Here is a 15323-nt window from a genome sequence, read left to right as displayed (position 1 = left end):
CTCGTCTGTCGGCGGGCCAATGTATCGCGATTGCTGGCCAGATTTTCATACCCCAGGGCGGCAGAGTCCGTCTGCCCCCGGCAAGTTTGTTCCGGCCCCGGTCCGTCTTCCCCGGCAAAATGCGCCGGGGTCATTTTATAAAAATACATAAAAACAATTACTTAAAAATTGGCACGACCCTTGCGATCAGGGGGTGACGATGTTCGGACGCAAAAGGCGTTCGTCTGACCCCTGCCGCGGCGCCCTGAAGGGACGCATCGGTCCTCAGCGAAGATGGCCCCGTCGTGTCCGCAGACCTGCTGCCTCCGAAAGCGTCTCCCGCCCCCACGGCCCTACCTGCGGCCCCGGTGAGCGGCGGCGTGCCCTCTGCCGATGACCGGGCGGAGACGGCGGGCCGTTTCGGTCAGGCGCTGGCTTCGGCGCAGCGCGAAGACACCCCCGCCCCGGCGGACAAAGCTGCAACCAAAGAAAGCGAAAAGCCGGACGGCGACAAGACGGATCAGGCGCAGGGGAATGGCGAACTGAGGTCCGATCTTCTTGCCGCTCTGCTCGCGCAGCAAACCCCGCTGCCCGTCAATGGGCCGACGACGCAGGCGCAGCCTGCGGAGGGAATTGCCGCCGATGCGCTGGCCCTGACGCTGCCGTCGGCTCAAACGCAGAGCGTTGCGGCCCTTCTGGCCGCAGGTCCGACGACCGGGGCGGATGCCGAAACGTCCGACGAAGCCGGTTTTGATGCGGCGCTCAACGGCCTGACCGCCGCAGACGGGGAGGGTAAGGCGACCCCTTCAGCCGCGAAGAGCGAGGGGCGTTCCGTAGCCGATCTGCTGCAAACCCTGTCCGGCGCGTTGAATGCCGCTGACGGAACGGCCCCAGGGGGTGCGGTGCCGCAGACGCCCGCGCTCGTCAATTCCTCCTTAAGCCATATTCAGGCGCAGACCCTGCCACAAACGGACAGCGGCGTGCGTTTTACGCCTGCGCCCCCTACCGCGCCGCAAACCGTGCAGACCTATACCCTGTCGGCGCACACGGCGGAAAACCTTGCCGCCCTCAGCGCCCAGATCACGCGCCGTCTCGGCAGCAAATCGACCAGCTTCGATATGGAGTTGCGCCCGGCCGATATGGGCAAGGTCGATGTGAAGCTCGAAATCGGTCAGGACGGCAAGCTGACGGCGCACCTGCGCTTCGACAGCCCGGTGGCGGAAAGCGAGTTCCGGGGGCGGCAGGATGATCTGCGCCGGCAACTGGAGCAGGCCGGTTTTCAGATGGATGACGCATCCCTGAACTTTGCTTCCGGCGATCAGGGCCGCGGACGTCAGTACGCCGAAGCCGAACGCCCCACCTATGACGCCCCGTCCCCCGAGCCGGAAGCGGTGACGGCCGATGCCCATAGCCTCATTGACGCTCAGCTTATGGCGGCAGCGTCTGTGGATTCCGCCCTCTATGCTCAGATGTCCGCTGACGGCTACGGCCCGGCGCGGACCCTGTCGCTCAGCGTCCTCGTCTAAGGAGCCGTCATGGTCAGTTCCGTATCCAATACCTCCGGCTCGAATACCAATGCCGCCTCCACCTCGAGCGCTTCGGCCAGCGGGCTGGGCAGCACCTATCAGACGTTTCTGAGTCTGCTGACGGCGCAGATCAAGAATCAGGACCCGCTGTCGCCGATGGATTCGACGCAATGGACGAACCAGCTTGTTCAGTATTCGAGCGTCGAGCAGCAACTGAAGGCCAATGAGTATCTGAAGTCTTTGGTCGGTCTGGGGGCGGGCAATGTCGCCAGCTCCGTCAATATGATCGGCAAGACCGCCGTGGCCGATATCGACACCCAGAGCTTCAAGGACAAGGCGCTGACCTGGCACTACGAACTGGCCAACACTGCCGCCAATGTTGATGTCGAGGTGCGCGACGCCGACGGCAAGATCGTCTGGAAAGGCGCGTCGAATAGCCTGAACAAGGGCGACAACAGCTTTACCTGGGACGGCAAGGATTCGACCGGCACCACGGTGAAGGAGGGCAATTACACGCTCAAGGTCACTGCGACCTCGGCCAATGGTGCCGCCATTTCCAATGCCGTGTCCGTTCAGCAGCGCGTTGATGCCACTGAACTGATCAACGGCGAGATCGTCCTGCGCATGGGCTATTCGCTGATCCCCATGTCCTACGTCACCGGCGTGCGGGAAACCGCCAATGCCTGATCCCATCCTTCGTTTTCTGCGTTTTTGTCCGGAGTCTGAACTATGAGCCTGAGCGCCTCCATGCAGGCCGGCGTTGCCGGTCTGGCCGCCAACTCCAATGCCCTGTCGGCGATCTCCAACAATATCGCCAACTCCACCACCACCGCCTATAAGCGCGTGCGCACGGACTTTCAGTCGATCGTGACGGCCTCCTCCACGCCCACCGGCTATAATGCCGGGGGTGTGACCTCGACGACCCGTCACATGATCTCGACGCTTGGCACCCTGCAAAAGGCCTCGAGCCAGCTCGATCTCGGCATTGACGGGCAAGGCTTTTTCGTCACCACTCAGAAGGCCGCACCTGGTACGGAGGACGCGCGCCTGTTCACACGCGACGGCTCCTTCTTCGCCGACGAAGACGGCTATCTGCGTAATGCCTCGAACCTCTATCTTCAGGGCTGGCCCATTGTGGCAGGCGGCGGGCCGACCCTGTCGGCGGCCGACCTCAGCCAGCTGCGCACCATCAATGTCGAAAATATCGCCGCGCAGATCGAGCCGACCAGTTACGCGCAGATCGTTGGCAATCTCAATGCCAATCAGGCCGTTTCGGACCGGGCGGACGACTATGCCGCCAGCCCGACGACCCTACCCATGGCCGCCTATGACGCGTCGGCCCCCAATACCTCGGTTTCGACGCGCCCCGATTACGACATCACCATTCCGGTTTCCGACAGTCAGGGCGGCGAACGCAACCTCACCGTTTCTCTGATCAAGCTGCCAGCCAATCCTTCGGCCACACCGCCGATCCTCGCCAATACCTGGGCCTATGAGGTCTGGTCGCCGGACGTCAAGGACCCCAGCGTCACCCCCGCCACCACGGCCTCCAGCCAGGGCATCGTGTCAAGCGGTCGTCTGGTCTATAACTCATCGGGCAAGCTCAGCGACGTCCAGACCGCCGCCGGGATCAGCACCGGTTCTACGGCCCTGAACCTCAGCTTTAACTGGAAAAGCAGTATCGGCGTCGCGCCTCAGACCGTCACGGTCGATTTCAATGGCGATCAGGGCGGCCTCACCCAGCTCAACTCTTCGAGCACCAATCGCGTCGATGCCAACGGCACGCCGTTTTCGGGCCTCGACAAGGTGCAGATCTCGAAGGCGGGTCTGGTCACAGCGGTGTTCAAGAACGGATCGACGCGCGACATCGCGCAACTGGCGCTGGCGACCTTCGTCAATGCCGACGGCCTGACGCCGGTCTCCGGTAATGCGTACACGGTCTCCAATGAGTCCGGTCCGCTAACGCTGAAGGTGCCGGGGGTGTCCGGTGCCGGGCTTCTGGGGGTTGGGACGCTGGAGGCCTCAGACGTCGATCTGTCCGAAGAATTTACCAACCTGATTGTCACCCAGCGCGCCTATTCGGCCAATTCCAAAACAATCACCACCGCAGATGAGATGTTGCAAGAGTTGCTGAATATCAAGCGCTAAGTATTGAGTTTGATTAACTTGTAATAACGCGCGGTAAAGCATGGTGAATGGAGTGTTAATATCCTGATGTGCCGTTATTAGTAATATGTTTACTAAGGCAATTAAGCGGATATTAGATTCCATGCGTTATCTTGCCATCCATGGTGATGGTAAGAAAGGCGTGAAGAATCATGCTGCAAGAACAACGCCGCGATAGCAAAGGCGAAAAATACGTGATTGGACCAACCGGTGCCAAATTAACCCTGAACGATCTGCCGCCTCCGGGAACGGAGCGTTGGGTCATTCGGCGCAAGGCTGAGGTGGTAGCGGCCGTGCGCGGCGGTCTGCTGACCTTCGAAGAGGCCTGCGAGCGCTATGGTATTACCTCCGAGGAATTCCTCGGCTGGCAGAAGGCGATCGACAGCCACGGTATGGCCGGGCTGCGCACCACGCGCATCCAGCAGTACCGTTAACCTCATTGCGTTTCGTAGCCGAAACGCAAAGCATGGGACCGTCAAATCCAAGCCCTGAGCGTTTTCCGATATACGGAAAACGCTCTGAGTCTTTTTAATGGGGCCCTTCGCCTGGATTTGGCATTTTTGCCTAAGAGCTTCGCCTGTGGCGAAGCGCAAATTAAGAATTTACCCGTTTACCCCATCCCTTAACGGCTCGTTTACGCTTCACTGGGAAATTACTGCCTAGTGACCCGAAAACGGGTCTGTAGTCGTGTCTGGTGGCAGGGTATCGGGGTCGTGGATTTCCTCAAACAGTTTGGGCTGAGCCGTCTGGCCGTCATTATTGGCGTCTCTATTGGTGTGGCTGCCGTTCTGGCGGCGATTGCGCTGAATATGACGGGTAAGCCGCAGGCGCTGCTCTATTCAAATCTCGACCTCAAAGAAGCCTCGCAAATCACCGCCGCCCTTGATCAAGCTGGCATCAAGTATCAGGCCCGCGGCGACGGCTCGACGATCATGGTTGACCGCGACACGGTGGGCGAAACGCGCCTGATGCTGGCGTCCAAGGGGCTGCCGACCGCTGGTTCGGTGGGGTATGAGCTGTTCGATAAGGCCCCGGCGCTGGGCCAGACCGAGTTTGTGCAGAACCTCAATAACCAGCGCGCCCTCGAAGGCGAGCTGGCGCGCACCATTGCCACGCTGAAAGGCATCAATTCTGCGCGGGTGCACCTCGTCATGCCCAAGCGCGAGCTGTTTCAGGAAGAGGCGGCCGCACCCACCGCCTCGGTCGTGGTGGGGCTGAGCAATACCGAACTGACGGGCGAGCAGGTGCGCGCCATCCGCAATTTGGTGGCCGGCGCCGTGCCCAACCTCAAGGCCAATGCCGTGACGCTGGTCGATGACAAGAACCGGCTTCTGGCGGCCGGTGGCGAAGACGACAGCCTGATGGGCGCGGGCGGTGCCGAGCGCAAGACCGAGGTCGAGGAAACCCTGCGCAAGCGCGTGAAGGATATTGTCGAAGGCGTAGTCGGGCCGGGCGCGGCGCGTGTGACCGTGACGGCGGAACTGGATCTCAACTCGCTGACCCGCGAACAGACGCAATATGATCCCGACGGTCAGGTGGTGCGTTCGACACGTTCGGACTCTTCGACCGATTCGTCTTCGGACGCGGCCAATAACGGCACGGTAACGGCGCAGGCCAATATCCCCGGCGGTGCCCCTGCGGGCGGGCAGACGACGACGGGCAATCAGAGCCAGACGACCGGGGAACTGACCAATTACGAAATCTCGAACACCAAGACGACCGAGGTGGTCGCCCCCGGGGCGATCAAGAAGCTGGCCGTGGCGGTGGTGGTCGATGGCACCTGGACCCCGGCGGCGGATGGCAAGTCGCCGCCGACTTATACGCCGCGCTCTGCACAGGACATGCAGCAGATCGAAGAGCTGGTTCGCGCCGCCATCGGCTACACGGATCAGACCGCGACCAATCCCAATGGGCGCAAGGACGAACTGAAGGTCACCAATATCCGCTTTGCCCGTGATGCGGCAGGTCTGGGCGGCACGGCGGCTTCGGCGGGCATGTTCGACTTCACCAAGGACGATATTGTGACCGCCATCCAGTGGCTGATCCTGCTGGTGGTGGCCCTGCTGGTCCTCTTCTTCGTCGCCCGCCCGCTGCTGAAATTCGTAAACACCGGCGCGGTGGCCGGACCGGGCGGCGTGCCGGCGCTGGCTGGCGCCGGGGGGCCGGTTCAGATGGTGATGGGGGCCGATGGTGTCCCGGTCGCAGTGCCTGCGGCGGCCGCGCTCGATTATCAGGGGACACCGGGTACCGGGCTGGCCTTGGCCCCGGTAGACAGCCGCATCGACATCGCCAAGATCGAAGGTCAGGTGAAGGCCTCTTCGGTCAAGCGCGTATCGGAATTCGTGGAACGCCACCCGGAGGAATCGATCTCGATCCTGCGCTCGTGGCTGCACGACAGTTAAGGCGTAACCCGTGGCAAAGAACATCATTGATGATCCCAAACGACTGAACGGCGTCGAAAAGGCGGCGGTAGTCATGCTGGCCCTTGGCGAGGATCACACCGAGCTGTGGCGTCAGCTCGATGAGGAAGAGATCAAGGAAATCTCTCAGGCCATGTCGTCGCTCGGCACGGTCTCGTCGAATGTGGTCGAAGAACTGCTGGTCGAATTTGTGTCCGGTCTGTCGAATTCCGGCACCATCATGGGGTCTTACGAACAGACCCAGCGTCTGCTGCAATCCTTCCTGCCGTCGGACAAGGTCGATGCGCTCATGGAAGAAATCCGCGGTCCGGCGGGCCGCACCATGTGGGACAAGCTGGGCAACGTCAATGAAGCGGTGCTCGCCAACTATCTGAAGAACGAATACCCTCAAACGGTGGCGGTCGTTCTGTCGAAGATCAAGTCCGACCACGCGGCGCGTGTCCTGTCGGCCCTGCCCGAGGATTTTGCTCTGGAATGCGTGCAGCGGATGCTGCGCATGGAGCCGGTCCAGCGCGAAATCCTCGACAAGATCGAGCAGACCCTGCGCGTCGAGTTCATGTCCAATCTGGCGCGCACCTCCAAGCGCGACTCGCATGAACTGATGGCGGAAATCTTCAACAATTTCGACCGCCAGACCGAAAGCCGCTTCGTCGCCGCTCTGGAAGAGCGCAATCGCGAGTCGGCCGAACGTATCCGCGCCCTGATGTTCGTGTTCGAAGACCTGTCGAAGCTCGATCCGGGCGGGGTGCAGACTCTGCTGCGGGCGGTGGAAAAGGATCAGCTGGGGCTGGCGCTCAAAGGCGCGTCGGATTCTTTACGCAACCTCTTCTTCTCCAACATGTCCGAACGCGCCGCCAAGATCATGCGCGACGACATGAACTCCATGGGGCCGGTGCGCCTGAAAGATGTCGATTCCGCGCAGATGGCCATGGTGCAGGTCGCCAAGGACCTTGCGGCCAAGGGCGAAATCATGCTGGCCGGTCAGGGAGGCGACGATGAGCTTATCTATTAAGTCTCTTTTCTCCGCGTCTCTTTGCGAAGGGCAGGGAGCCTTCGCATGACCCAGATCCCGCCCCGGTACAAAAAGTTCGAGTTCGGCACCGTCTATGGCGACGGGGGACATGTGCTGGCCAGCACCCCGAAGGAAAAGAAATACTACACCCCCGACGAAGTGGAGGCCATCCGTCAGCAGGCCTATACCCAGGGTGAGCTATCGGCCATGGCGCGCGCTCAGGCGGCACAGGCGCAAGCCGTTCAGGCTCTGGCCGAAGCCGCTGGTCAGGGGCTTGAGGCGCTCAATGCCGTATTGATGAGCCATAAAGCCGAATGCGTCGAACTGGCTCTGGTCTGCGCCCAGAAGATCGCCGCGCAGGCGCTGGAGCTGTTCCCGGAAGCGCCGGTCAAGGCGGCGCTGGAAGCGCTGGCCGAAGAGATTTCCGGCGCGCCGCGCCTGATCATTACGGCGTCTTCACCCGACGCCAATCTGCAAAAGGCGGCGCGCGAAGCCGCCGCCCTGACCGGCTTTCAGGGCGCGATCCAGTTCCGCGAGGGCGGTGGTCGTCACGTCGGGGCCTTTGAGATTCAGTGGCCCGAAGGCCGTGCCGCCTATGATCCAGAGCGCATCACCGAGGCGCTGCGCGCCGCGCTCAAGGAAGTGTTGATGGCCGAGATGGCCCACAGTCAGAATGCGGCCCATGCGCCCTTAGCGAGAGAGGCATAACCATGTCTGAGAATTTCGAGCTTGAAGAGTTCGGCGAAGGTCAGGCCATGGTGCCCGGCGGTGACGATGAAGGCACCAAGGCGGCGGCAGACCTCGCGCCCGTCTTCGATGTGCCGGTCAATATCTCCGCCGTGCTGGGCAAGGCCTATATGTCGGTGTCGCAGCTTCTCAAGCTGGGGCAGGGCAGCGTGCTGGAGCTGGACCGCAAGGTCGGTGAAGCCATTGATATTTACGTGAACAACCGCCTGGTCGCGCGTGGCGAAGTGGTGGTGGTGGATGAACGTCTGGGCGTGACCATGACGGAAATCATCAAGTCTGAAGATTCGGCCGGGTAAGGAGTAGGGATATGAGACTGCTGGTTGTTGGACGCCTGAGCGGGCAACTCTCCGCCGCCGTGAAGATGGCTATGGATGCCGGAGCCAAGGTGGCGCACGTCGAAACCGTAACGCAGGCCACCGATGCCCTGCGCAAGGGGCAGGGCGCGGACCTCCTTATGGTCGATTACGAGCTGGATATCGGCGCGCTGATCGAAGCCAATGAGCGCGAACGCATCCACGTTCAGGTCGTCGCCTGTGGCGTCAATCCCGATCCGCGCAAGGCGGCGCAGGCCATTACTGCCGGGGCGAAGGAATTCATCCCCCTGCCGCCCGATGCCGAGCTGATCGCCGCCGTCCTGGCCGCTGTCGCCGACGACTCGCGCCCGATGATCTCGCACGATCCGGCCATGCAAGCGGTGATCAAGCTCGCCGATCAGGTGTCGGCGTCGGATGCCTCGATCATGATTACCGGCGAAAGCGGCGTCGGTAAGGAGGTCATGGCGCGCTACGTCCACGAAAAATCGAAGCGCGCGCAAAAGCCGTTCATCTCGGTCAACTGCGCGGCCATTCCCGACAATCTGCTGGAATCAGAGCTTTTCGGCCACGAAAAGGGTGCCTTCACCGGGGCTATGGCGCGCCGTATCGGTAAGTTCGAAGAGGCCGACGGCGGCACCTTGCTGCTCGACGAAATTTCGGAAATGGACGCCCGCCTTCAGGCCAAGCTACTGCGCGCCCTTCAGGAACGCGTCATCGACCGTGTTGGCGGGGCCAAGCCGGTGCCGGTCAATATCCGCGTGCTGGCGACCTCCAACCGCAATCTGGCGCAGGCGGTTAAGGACGGGATCTTCCGCGAAGACCTGCTCTACCGCCTCAATGTCATCAATCTGGCCATCCCGCCGCTGCGCGAACGCCCGGCCGACATCCTCGTCCTGTCGGAATTCTTCGTGAAGAAGTATTCCGAGGCCAATGGCATCCCGCAAAAGCCCATCGGTGTGGAAGCCAAGCGCCGCCTTCAGGCGCACGGCTGGCCCGGCAATGTGCGTGAGCTGGAAAACGCCATGCACCGCGCGGTGCTACTGTCGGCGGGGGCGGAAATCGACGCAGAGGCCATCCGACTGCCAGACGGTCAGCCGCTCAACCCGGTGGCCCCGATCGGCATGGACTATATCAACCGCGCCGCTCAGGCCGCTGAAAGCGCCGCGCGCTCCTTCGTTGGCTCGACGGTGGCTGAGGTCGAGCAGAAGCTGATCCTCGATACGCTGAGCCACTGCCTCGGTAACCGCACCCATGCGGCTAATATCCTCGGTATCTCGATCCGCACCCTGCGGAACAAGCTGAACGAATACGCGGCTCAGGGGCTCAATATCCCGGCCCCGCAATCGGGCGCTTCGGCGGCGTAAGGCTAAGGCCCCGGGGCCAGTTGGCCCCGGACCCCTGAAGCCAGATTTAGCCACGAAAAGCTGGAAAATGCCCCAGTCCGCCCGCTTAAAAGCGCGCGCGTTAACCGGCCTTAACCCTTTCTTCACCACGCCATAGGTAATTTTTGCCTAATGCCAGAAGTGTGCCTTCTGCGCGTAGATACAGGCTTTGGTTTCGGGGACAGTGAGTGGCGGACGCGGCAACAGCCAATACAGGGGTTCAGCCCTTCAAGCTGTCTGAGGTCGCGGGCTGGCTGAAGCGCGGTGAAGTCGTGATGGCCGTCGGCATCATGATGATCATCGTCTTCCTGATCATCCCCATCCCGGCCATCCTGCTCGATCTTTTGCTGTCCATCTCGATCGCCACCTCGGTACTCATCCTGATGACGGCCATCCTGATCAAGAAGCCGCTGGAATTCTCGGCCTTTCCGACGGTGCTGCTGATCACCACCCTGTTCCGACTGGCGCTGAACGTTGCTTCGACGCGCCTGATCCTCAGCCACGGTCACGAAGGTCACGCCGCCGCCGGTGCGACCATTCAGGCCTTCGGCCAGTTGATCATGCAGGGCAACTTCATCATCGGGCTGATCGTCTTTGCAATCTTCATCCTGATCAACTTCGTGGTCATCACCAAGGGGTCGGGCCGGATCGCCGAAGTGTCGGCGCGCTTCACTCTCGACTCCATGCCCGGCAAACAGATGGCCATTGATGCCGACCTGTCGGCGGGCATAATCGACATGGAAGAGGCCAAGCGCAAGCGCAAGGAAGTCGAGATGGAGTCGAACTTCTTCGGTGCCATGGACGGTGCCTCGAAGTTCGTGCGCGGCGACGCCATTGCCGGGCTGATCATCACCGGTATCAATATCGTCGGTGGTATCCTGATCGGTATCCTGTCGCACGGTATGCCGGCGGCTGAGGCGGCCTCGACCTATATCCAGCTCACTGTCGGCGACGGTCTGGTGACGCAGATCCCGGCCCTGATCATCTCGATGGGCGCGGGTTTTCTGGTGTCGAAATCCGGCGTTGACGGTTCGGCCGACAAGGCACTGGTGGCACAGCTGGCCATGAATCCCGTCGTGCTGGGCATGGTGTCGGCCACGGCGGGGGTGCTGGGTCTTGTCCCGGGTATGCCGATCATTCCGTTTGCCGCGATTGCCATGGGCGCGGGTTTTCTGGCGTGGAAGCTGGGGCGCAAGCCCAAGGAAGACCCTGCCGCGGCGGCCGCAGCGCTTCAGGCCGCCCCGGCTGCCCCGGCCGAAGAAACCATGGCCGAAACCCTCGCCATCGATGATGTGAAGGTGGAGCTGGGGCTGGGGCTTCTGGGCCTCATCAATGACAATGAAGGCCGCAAGCTGACCGATCAGATCAAGGCGCTGCGTCGCACCCTGGCGCAGGAATACGGCTTCGTCATGCCATTTGTGCGCCTGATGGACAATATGCGTCTGCCGACTCAGGGCTATGCCATTCGCCTCAAGGAGATGGAGGCAGGCAGCGGCGAGGTGCGGCTGGGGCAGTTGATGGTGATGGACCCGTCCGGGCGTCAGGTCGAATTGCCGGGCGAGCACATGAAGGAGCCCGCCTTCGGGATTCCGGCCACCTGGATCGACAATGCGCTGCGCGAAGAGGCGACCTTCATGGGCTATACCATCGTCGATCCGGCAACAGTTCTGACCACGCACCTGACGGAAATCCTCAAGGACAATATGTCCGAGTTGCTGTCTTATTCGGAGGTGGCGAAGCTGCTGAAAGACGCACCGGAAGGTCAGAAGAAGCTGATCGACGACCTGATCCCGTCGGTGGTGACGGTAGCCACGCTGCAACGTGTCTTACAGGCGCTATTGAAAGAGCGCGTTTCGATCCGCGACCTGCCCGCCATCCTCGAAGCGCTGGGTGAGGTGGCCCCGCATACCAAGTCGGTGACCCAGATGGTCGAACACGTCCGCTCGCGCCTGGGGCGGCAACTGTGCTGGCAGAACCGCGCCGAAGACGGTGCCCTGCCTATCGTCACCCTGTCGAACGATTGGGAAAACGCCTTTGCCGGGGCGCTGATCGGGGTGGGCGAGGAGCGGCAGTTGTCGATGGCTCCGTCGCAGCTTCAGGACTTTATCCGCGCGGTGCGCGACACCTTTGAGCGCGTCTCCATGTCGGGCGAAGTGGCGGTGTTGCTGACCAGCCCCGGCATCCGCCCCTATGTCCGCTCGATCGTCGAACGCTTCCGCGGCAATACTACCGTCATGAGCCAGAACGAAATCCATCCGAAGGTCCGCCTGCGGACGGTAGGACAGGTGTAATATCTATTGACAGCGGGTCTGGATAAATCCAAAGCGCGTTTGCGCAACGAAGAGGCAAGGGCATGGGCGTGATCAAAAAAGCCTTCGGCAGCACCAAGCCGAAAGACATTGTCGTCGATCTGATGACCTTTGACCGCCTGCTGACCAAGCCGGTCATCCACCTCATCTACTGGGCGGGTCTGGCGCTGGTGGCGCTGGGCCTGTTTGCGGTGCTGGGTGGGACGGTCGGCATCGCCATGCGCGAAGAAATGCCCTGGGGTATTTTTCTCGCAATTCCGTTTCTGATCGGGGGACTTTTGTTCCTTGTGGCGGCGCTTCTGTTGTGGCGCTCCTTCTGCGAGTTCTACGTGGCCATTTTCCGCATCTCCGACGATCTGCGGGCCTTGCGAGCGGTGACCGAAGGCACAAAGCCGGTGGCGGCTGAGCCTGTGGCCAACCCCATCTTTACCGCGCCAGTGGATACGCCAGCGGCCGAAACGGGCGAAACCGACGTGTTGGAAAACCCGTTTACGGCGCCCAAAAAGGCAGATTAGTCTTAACCGCCTCCCCGAAAACGGGTGGTTCACAACGCCTTGACGAAGGCCTGACCGACCGGTTTCAGCCGTCCGGCGTCATCGAACAGCAGCGGCTCGTCGGCGACCATGCCCTTGTTTTGCCGGTTATACCATGAGTCCTCATCCCGCAGACCCCAGAGGGTCAGGCCGAACTGTTGCGCGGTCGGAAGCGCCGTATAGGCTTCAGCCACTTCTTCATAGAGGGCCCGCTGCGCATCGCGGTAATTGCGGAAGTCGAGCGCGTTTTTGGCCGCCTCTTTCAGGCTGACATCCAGCTCCGACAGGTGGATTTTCAGTCCCGTTGCCGCCAGATCGCGCAGCGTCTCGGTAATCGCTCCCTTCGACAGATCGGCGGCGATATGGGTTTGCGTCCCCAGAACGTTTAGCGGTACCCCGCGCTTTTGCAGCCCCTCGACCAGTTTCAGAAAGCGTTTGCGTTTGGCCGGGTAGTATTCAAGATTGTAGTCGTTCAGGATCAAGGGGCAGGCCGGGTCGGCTTCATGTGCCGCGCGGTAGGCGATGTCGATATAGGCCTCTCCCAGTACTTCGCGCCACAGGCAGTCACGCAGGTCCGAACCGTCGTCCCTGATCGCTTCATTGACCACATCCCAGCCATCGACTTGGCCTTTGTAGTGGCTCATGACCTGACGGATATAGGTGCGGTAGGCGGTTTCGAAATCCCGCCGATCCGCCTTTAGCTGCTGGAAATAGTCGCCATCCTGCGCATACCAGATCAGGGTATGGCCGAGTACGGACTGTCCGTTCAGCCGGGCCTGCGCCACAATGCGGTCGGGGGCGTCGAAACGCAGGCTGCCGTCGGGCTGGAGGATGTATTCCATCTTCATTTCCCATTCCGGCGTAATGCGGTCGAAATGGGTGGCGATCAGGCTGGCCCACTGCGGATCATTCACTTGCGCGGTCATCGCGCAAACGCCCAGCGGGAAACTCACGTGTGATTTGAGCGGAAGCGTGTCGCCCGTTGCGGCTTCACCGCGGCTACAGGCGCTGACAAGTGTCGCGCCCAGACCCATCAGGGCCGTGCGGCGGGGAAAACCTTGGGATTTTGTCGTCACATGTCCCCCCGCGATAAGTTTAGCCGACGAAGCGCTGACGCAGAGCCGCCTCGTCCATGGCCGCACTTTCGCGTTTCAGTTCGGCGGCCATCTTTGACAGGCGGGTCGCTTCGGCGACGTGCTCAAACTTCTTCAGTTCTTCAAAGGCGCCGTTCAGGGAGTCGCGAATACCAGCCTCTTCGTGGGCGATCAGTTCGAGTTCCGAGACGCACTGTTCGCGACGCAAGGCCCAGCCCTTCTTATAGGCGCTGAGGTCGAAATTGAAGGTCGGTTCCTGAGCGGCGCGGGCGATTTCAAGTGCCAGTTCGGCATCGAGGGTCGAAATCTTCATTTCGACGTGCGTGCGGCGGGTGGCCACCTCGGCCAGACGCTTCTGCAGCGTCTCCACCTCGAAAGTCGAAATACGGATTAGAGACTTTACCCACGAGGCCATCACGCAACTCCCTTATTCAGAGCTGAGAATCTGGGCCAAAAGGGTAAAGGAGTCGTCAAGACTTGTGGCTTCATCGGGGCTTTGCGAGAGAAATTGTTCGATGCCGGGGTTGAGCTGAATGGCCCGATCGACCAGCGGATCGGCCCCTGTGCGATAGGCGCCGATGCGGATCAGTTCCTCCATGTTTGTATAGGCCGAGAGGACGGCGCGGGCATTGCGCACGATCTCACGTTCGGGAACGGTCTGACAGCCGGGCATGGTGCGGCTAATGCTTTTCAGTACGTCTATGGCCGGGAAGCGGCCGCGTTCGGCAATCGAACGGCTCATCACGATGTGGCCGTCCAGAATACCGCGCACGGCGTCGGCAATCGGCTCATTGTGGTCGTCGCCATCGACCAGCACGGTGAACAGCCCGGTAATGGGACCGGTTTGCGTCCCGTCTGGCAGGACCGGCCCCGGTCCGGCGCGCTCCAGCAGCTTGGGCAATTCGGCAAAGCAGGTAGGGGTATAGCCCTTGGTTGTCGGCGGCTCCCCTGTAGCCAGACCGATCTCGCGCTGCGCCATGGCAAAGCGCGTCACCGAGTCCATCAGGCACAGGACCTCAAGCCCCTGATCGCGCAGAAACTCCGACAGGGCCAAAGTCATGTAGGCCGCCTGCCGCCGTTTCAGCGCGGGCTCATCCGAGGTGGCGACGACGACGATAGCGCGCGCAATCCCCGCCTCCCCGAGCGTTTCTTCGACGAATTCACGTACTTCGCGGCCGCGTTCGCCGATCAGGCCGACCACGACCGCGTCACAGGCCGCTTCCCGCGCCAGCATGGACAGAAGCACCGACTTACCGACGCCGGAACCGGCAAACACCCCCAGACGCTGACCGCGGCAGCAGGTGGTAAAGACGTTCATCGCCCGCACGCCAAGGTCGAGGCGTTCCCCCACCCGCGCGCGCGAATGGGCAGGGGGCGGTGCGGCCTTCAGCGGGTAACCGATGCCGCCCTTGGGCAATGGCCCAAGCCCGTCGATGGGGTCACCGAAGGCGTCAATAATCCGCCCGAGCCAGGCCGTCGAAGGATAGACCTTGGCCCCTTCGTTCGAAATGCGGATTTCGGCACCGGGGGCGACGCCTTCGACCGGGCCGAAAGGCATCATCAGGGCGCGGTCTTCGCGGAAACCGACGACTTCGACGGGCAGGGGGGGAGCGTGGCGCCGCATGATCTCACAGCGCGAACCGACCTCCATGAACGACATGCCGCCCTTGGCTTCGATCAGCAAGCCATTGACCACGGCCACACGGCCATAGACCTGCATCGGGTCGATATTGCGAGCGGTATGGAGAAGGTCCTGCATGGCCAGGAGTATGGTGAACGGGGCCTTAAGAAAGGTTAACGGATTGCCACTTTTCAATAGTCAGAAGACCTGGCAGGGTGCT

At 61.6% G+C, this 15323-nt stretch carries 14 protein-coding genes; 11 read left to right on the top strand and 3 right to left on the bottom strand.

The window, feature by feature from the left end:
* The first annotated feature begins 284 nt into the window (after positions 1-284).
* From PQU94_RS18190 to PQU94_RS07515, 11 genes are all read left to right on the top strand, one after another.
* On the top strand, positions 285-1505 hold the full coding sequence (locus PQU94_RS18190) for a flagellar hook-length control protein FliK (RefSeq protein ID WP_272740850.1): 1221 nt from the start codon (positions 285-287) through the stop codon (positions 1503-1505).
* Positions 1506-1514: 9 nt separating this feature from the next.
* Positions 1515-2192, top strand: a complete 678-nt coding sequence (locus PQU94_RS07560; protein WP_272740849.1) for a flagellar hook assembly protein FlgD — start codon at positions 1515-1517, stop codon at positions 2190-2192.
* Between the two features lie 42 nt (positions 2193-2234).
* On the top strand, positions 2235-3653 hold the full coding sequence (locus PQU94_RS07555; RefSeq protein ID WP_272740848.1) for a flagellar hook protein FlgE: 1419 nt from the start codon (positions 2235-2237) through the stop codon (positions 3651-3653).
* A gap of 170 nt (positions 3654-3823) precedes the next feature.
* A complete protein-coding gene (sciP, locus tag PQU94_RS07550; protein ID WP_013478113.1) occupies positions 3824-4105 on the top strand; it encodes a CtrA inhibitor SciP in 282 nt (93 codons plus the stop codon).
* Positions 4106-4384: 279 nt separating this feature from the next.
* Positions 4385-6073, top strand: a complete 1689-nt coding sequence (gene fliF, locus PQU94_RS07545) for a flagellar basal-body MS-ring/collar protein FliF (RefSeq protein ID WP_272740847.1) — start codon at positions 4385-4387, stop codon at positions 6071-6073.
* 10 nt (positions 6074-6083) lie between these two features.
* Positions 6084-7103: a flagellar motor switch protein FliG gene (gene fliG, locus PQU94_RS07540; protein ID WP_272740846.1), complete on the top strand. Its 1020-nt coding sequence runs from the start codon at positions 6084-6086 to the stop codon at positions 7101-7103.
* A 45-nt stretch (positions 7104-7148) separates the two neighbouring features.
* Positions 7149-7811, top strand: a complete 663-nt coding sequence (locus PQU94_RS07535) for a FliH/SctL family protein (RefSeq protein ID WP_272740845.1) — start codon at positions 7149-7151, stop codon at positions 7809-7811.
* A gap of 2 nt (positions 7812-7813) precedes the next feature.
* Positions 7814-8146, top strand: a complete 333-nt coding sequence (fliN, locus tag PQU94_RS07530; RefSeq protein WP_409648261.1) for a flagellar motor switch protein FliN — start codon at positions 7814-7816, stop codon at positions 8144-8146.
* Between the two features lie 11 nt (positions 8147-8157).
* A complete protein-coding gene (gene flbD, locus PQU94_RS07525) occupies positions 8158-9528 on the top strand; it encodes a sigma-54-dependent transcriptional regulator FlbD (protein WP_272740844.1) in 1371 nt (456 codons plus the stop codon).
* A 206-nt stretch (positions 9529-9734) separates the two neighbouring features.
* Positions 9735-11837 (top strand): flagellar biosynthesis protein FlhA, encoded by a 2103-nt coding sequence (gene flhA, locus PQU94_RS07520; RefSeq protein WP_409648263.1) that lies wholly within the window; start codon positions 9735-9737, stop codon positions 11835-11837.
* A 62-nt stretch (positions 11838-11899) separates the two neighbouring features.
* On the top strand, positions 11900-12370 hold the full coding sequence (locus tag PQU94_RS07515) for a DUF4282 domain-containing protein (RefSeq protein WP_272740843.1): 471 nt from the start codon (positions 11900-11902) through the stop codon (positions 12368-12370).
* A gap of 29 nt (positions 12371-12399) precedes the next feature.
* Here the strand turns inward: PQU94_RS07515 and PQU94_RS07510 are convergent, their stop codons facing one another.
* The 3 genes from PQU94_RS07510 to fliI are packed head-to-tail and all read right to left on the bottom strand — an operon-like array spanning position 12400 to position 15241.
* Positions 12400-13464, bottom strand: coding sequence for an endo-1,4-beta-xylanase (locus PQU94_RS07510; RefSeq protein ID WP_272740842.1), 1065 nt, complete (start codon positions 13462-13464; stop codon positions 12400-12402).
* A gap of 19 nt (positions 13465-13483) precedes the next feature.
* Positions 13484-13897 carry a flagellar export protein FliJ gene (locus tag PQU94_RS07505; RefSeq protein WP_272740841.1) on the bottom strand — a complete coding sequence of 138 codons (414 nt, stop codon included), beginning with the start codon at positions 13895-13897 and terminating at the stop codon, positions 13484-13486.
* Positions 13898-13909: 12 nt separating this feature from the next.
* Positions 13910-15241, bottom strand: a complete 1332-nt coding sequence (gene fliI, locus PQU94_RS07500) for a flagellar protein export ATPase FliI (protein ID WP_272740840.1) — start codon at positions 15239-15241, stop codon at positions 13910-13912.
* Positions 15242-15323: the final 82 nt, after the last annotated feature.

It is taken from the genome of Asticcacaulis currens (genome assembly GCF_028550395.1).
GTDB classification, from domain to species: domain Bacteria; phylum Pseudomonadota; class Alphaproteobacteria; order Caulobacterales; family Caulobacteraceae; genus Asticcacaulis; species Asticcacaulis currens.
This window is presented reverse-complemented; position numbering and strand designations above follow the sequence as displayed.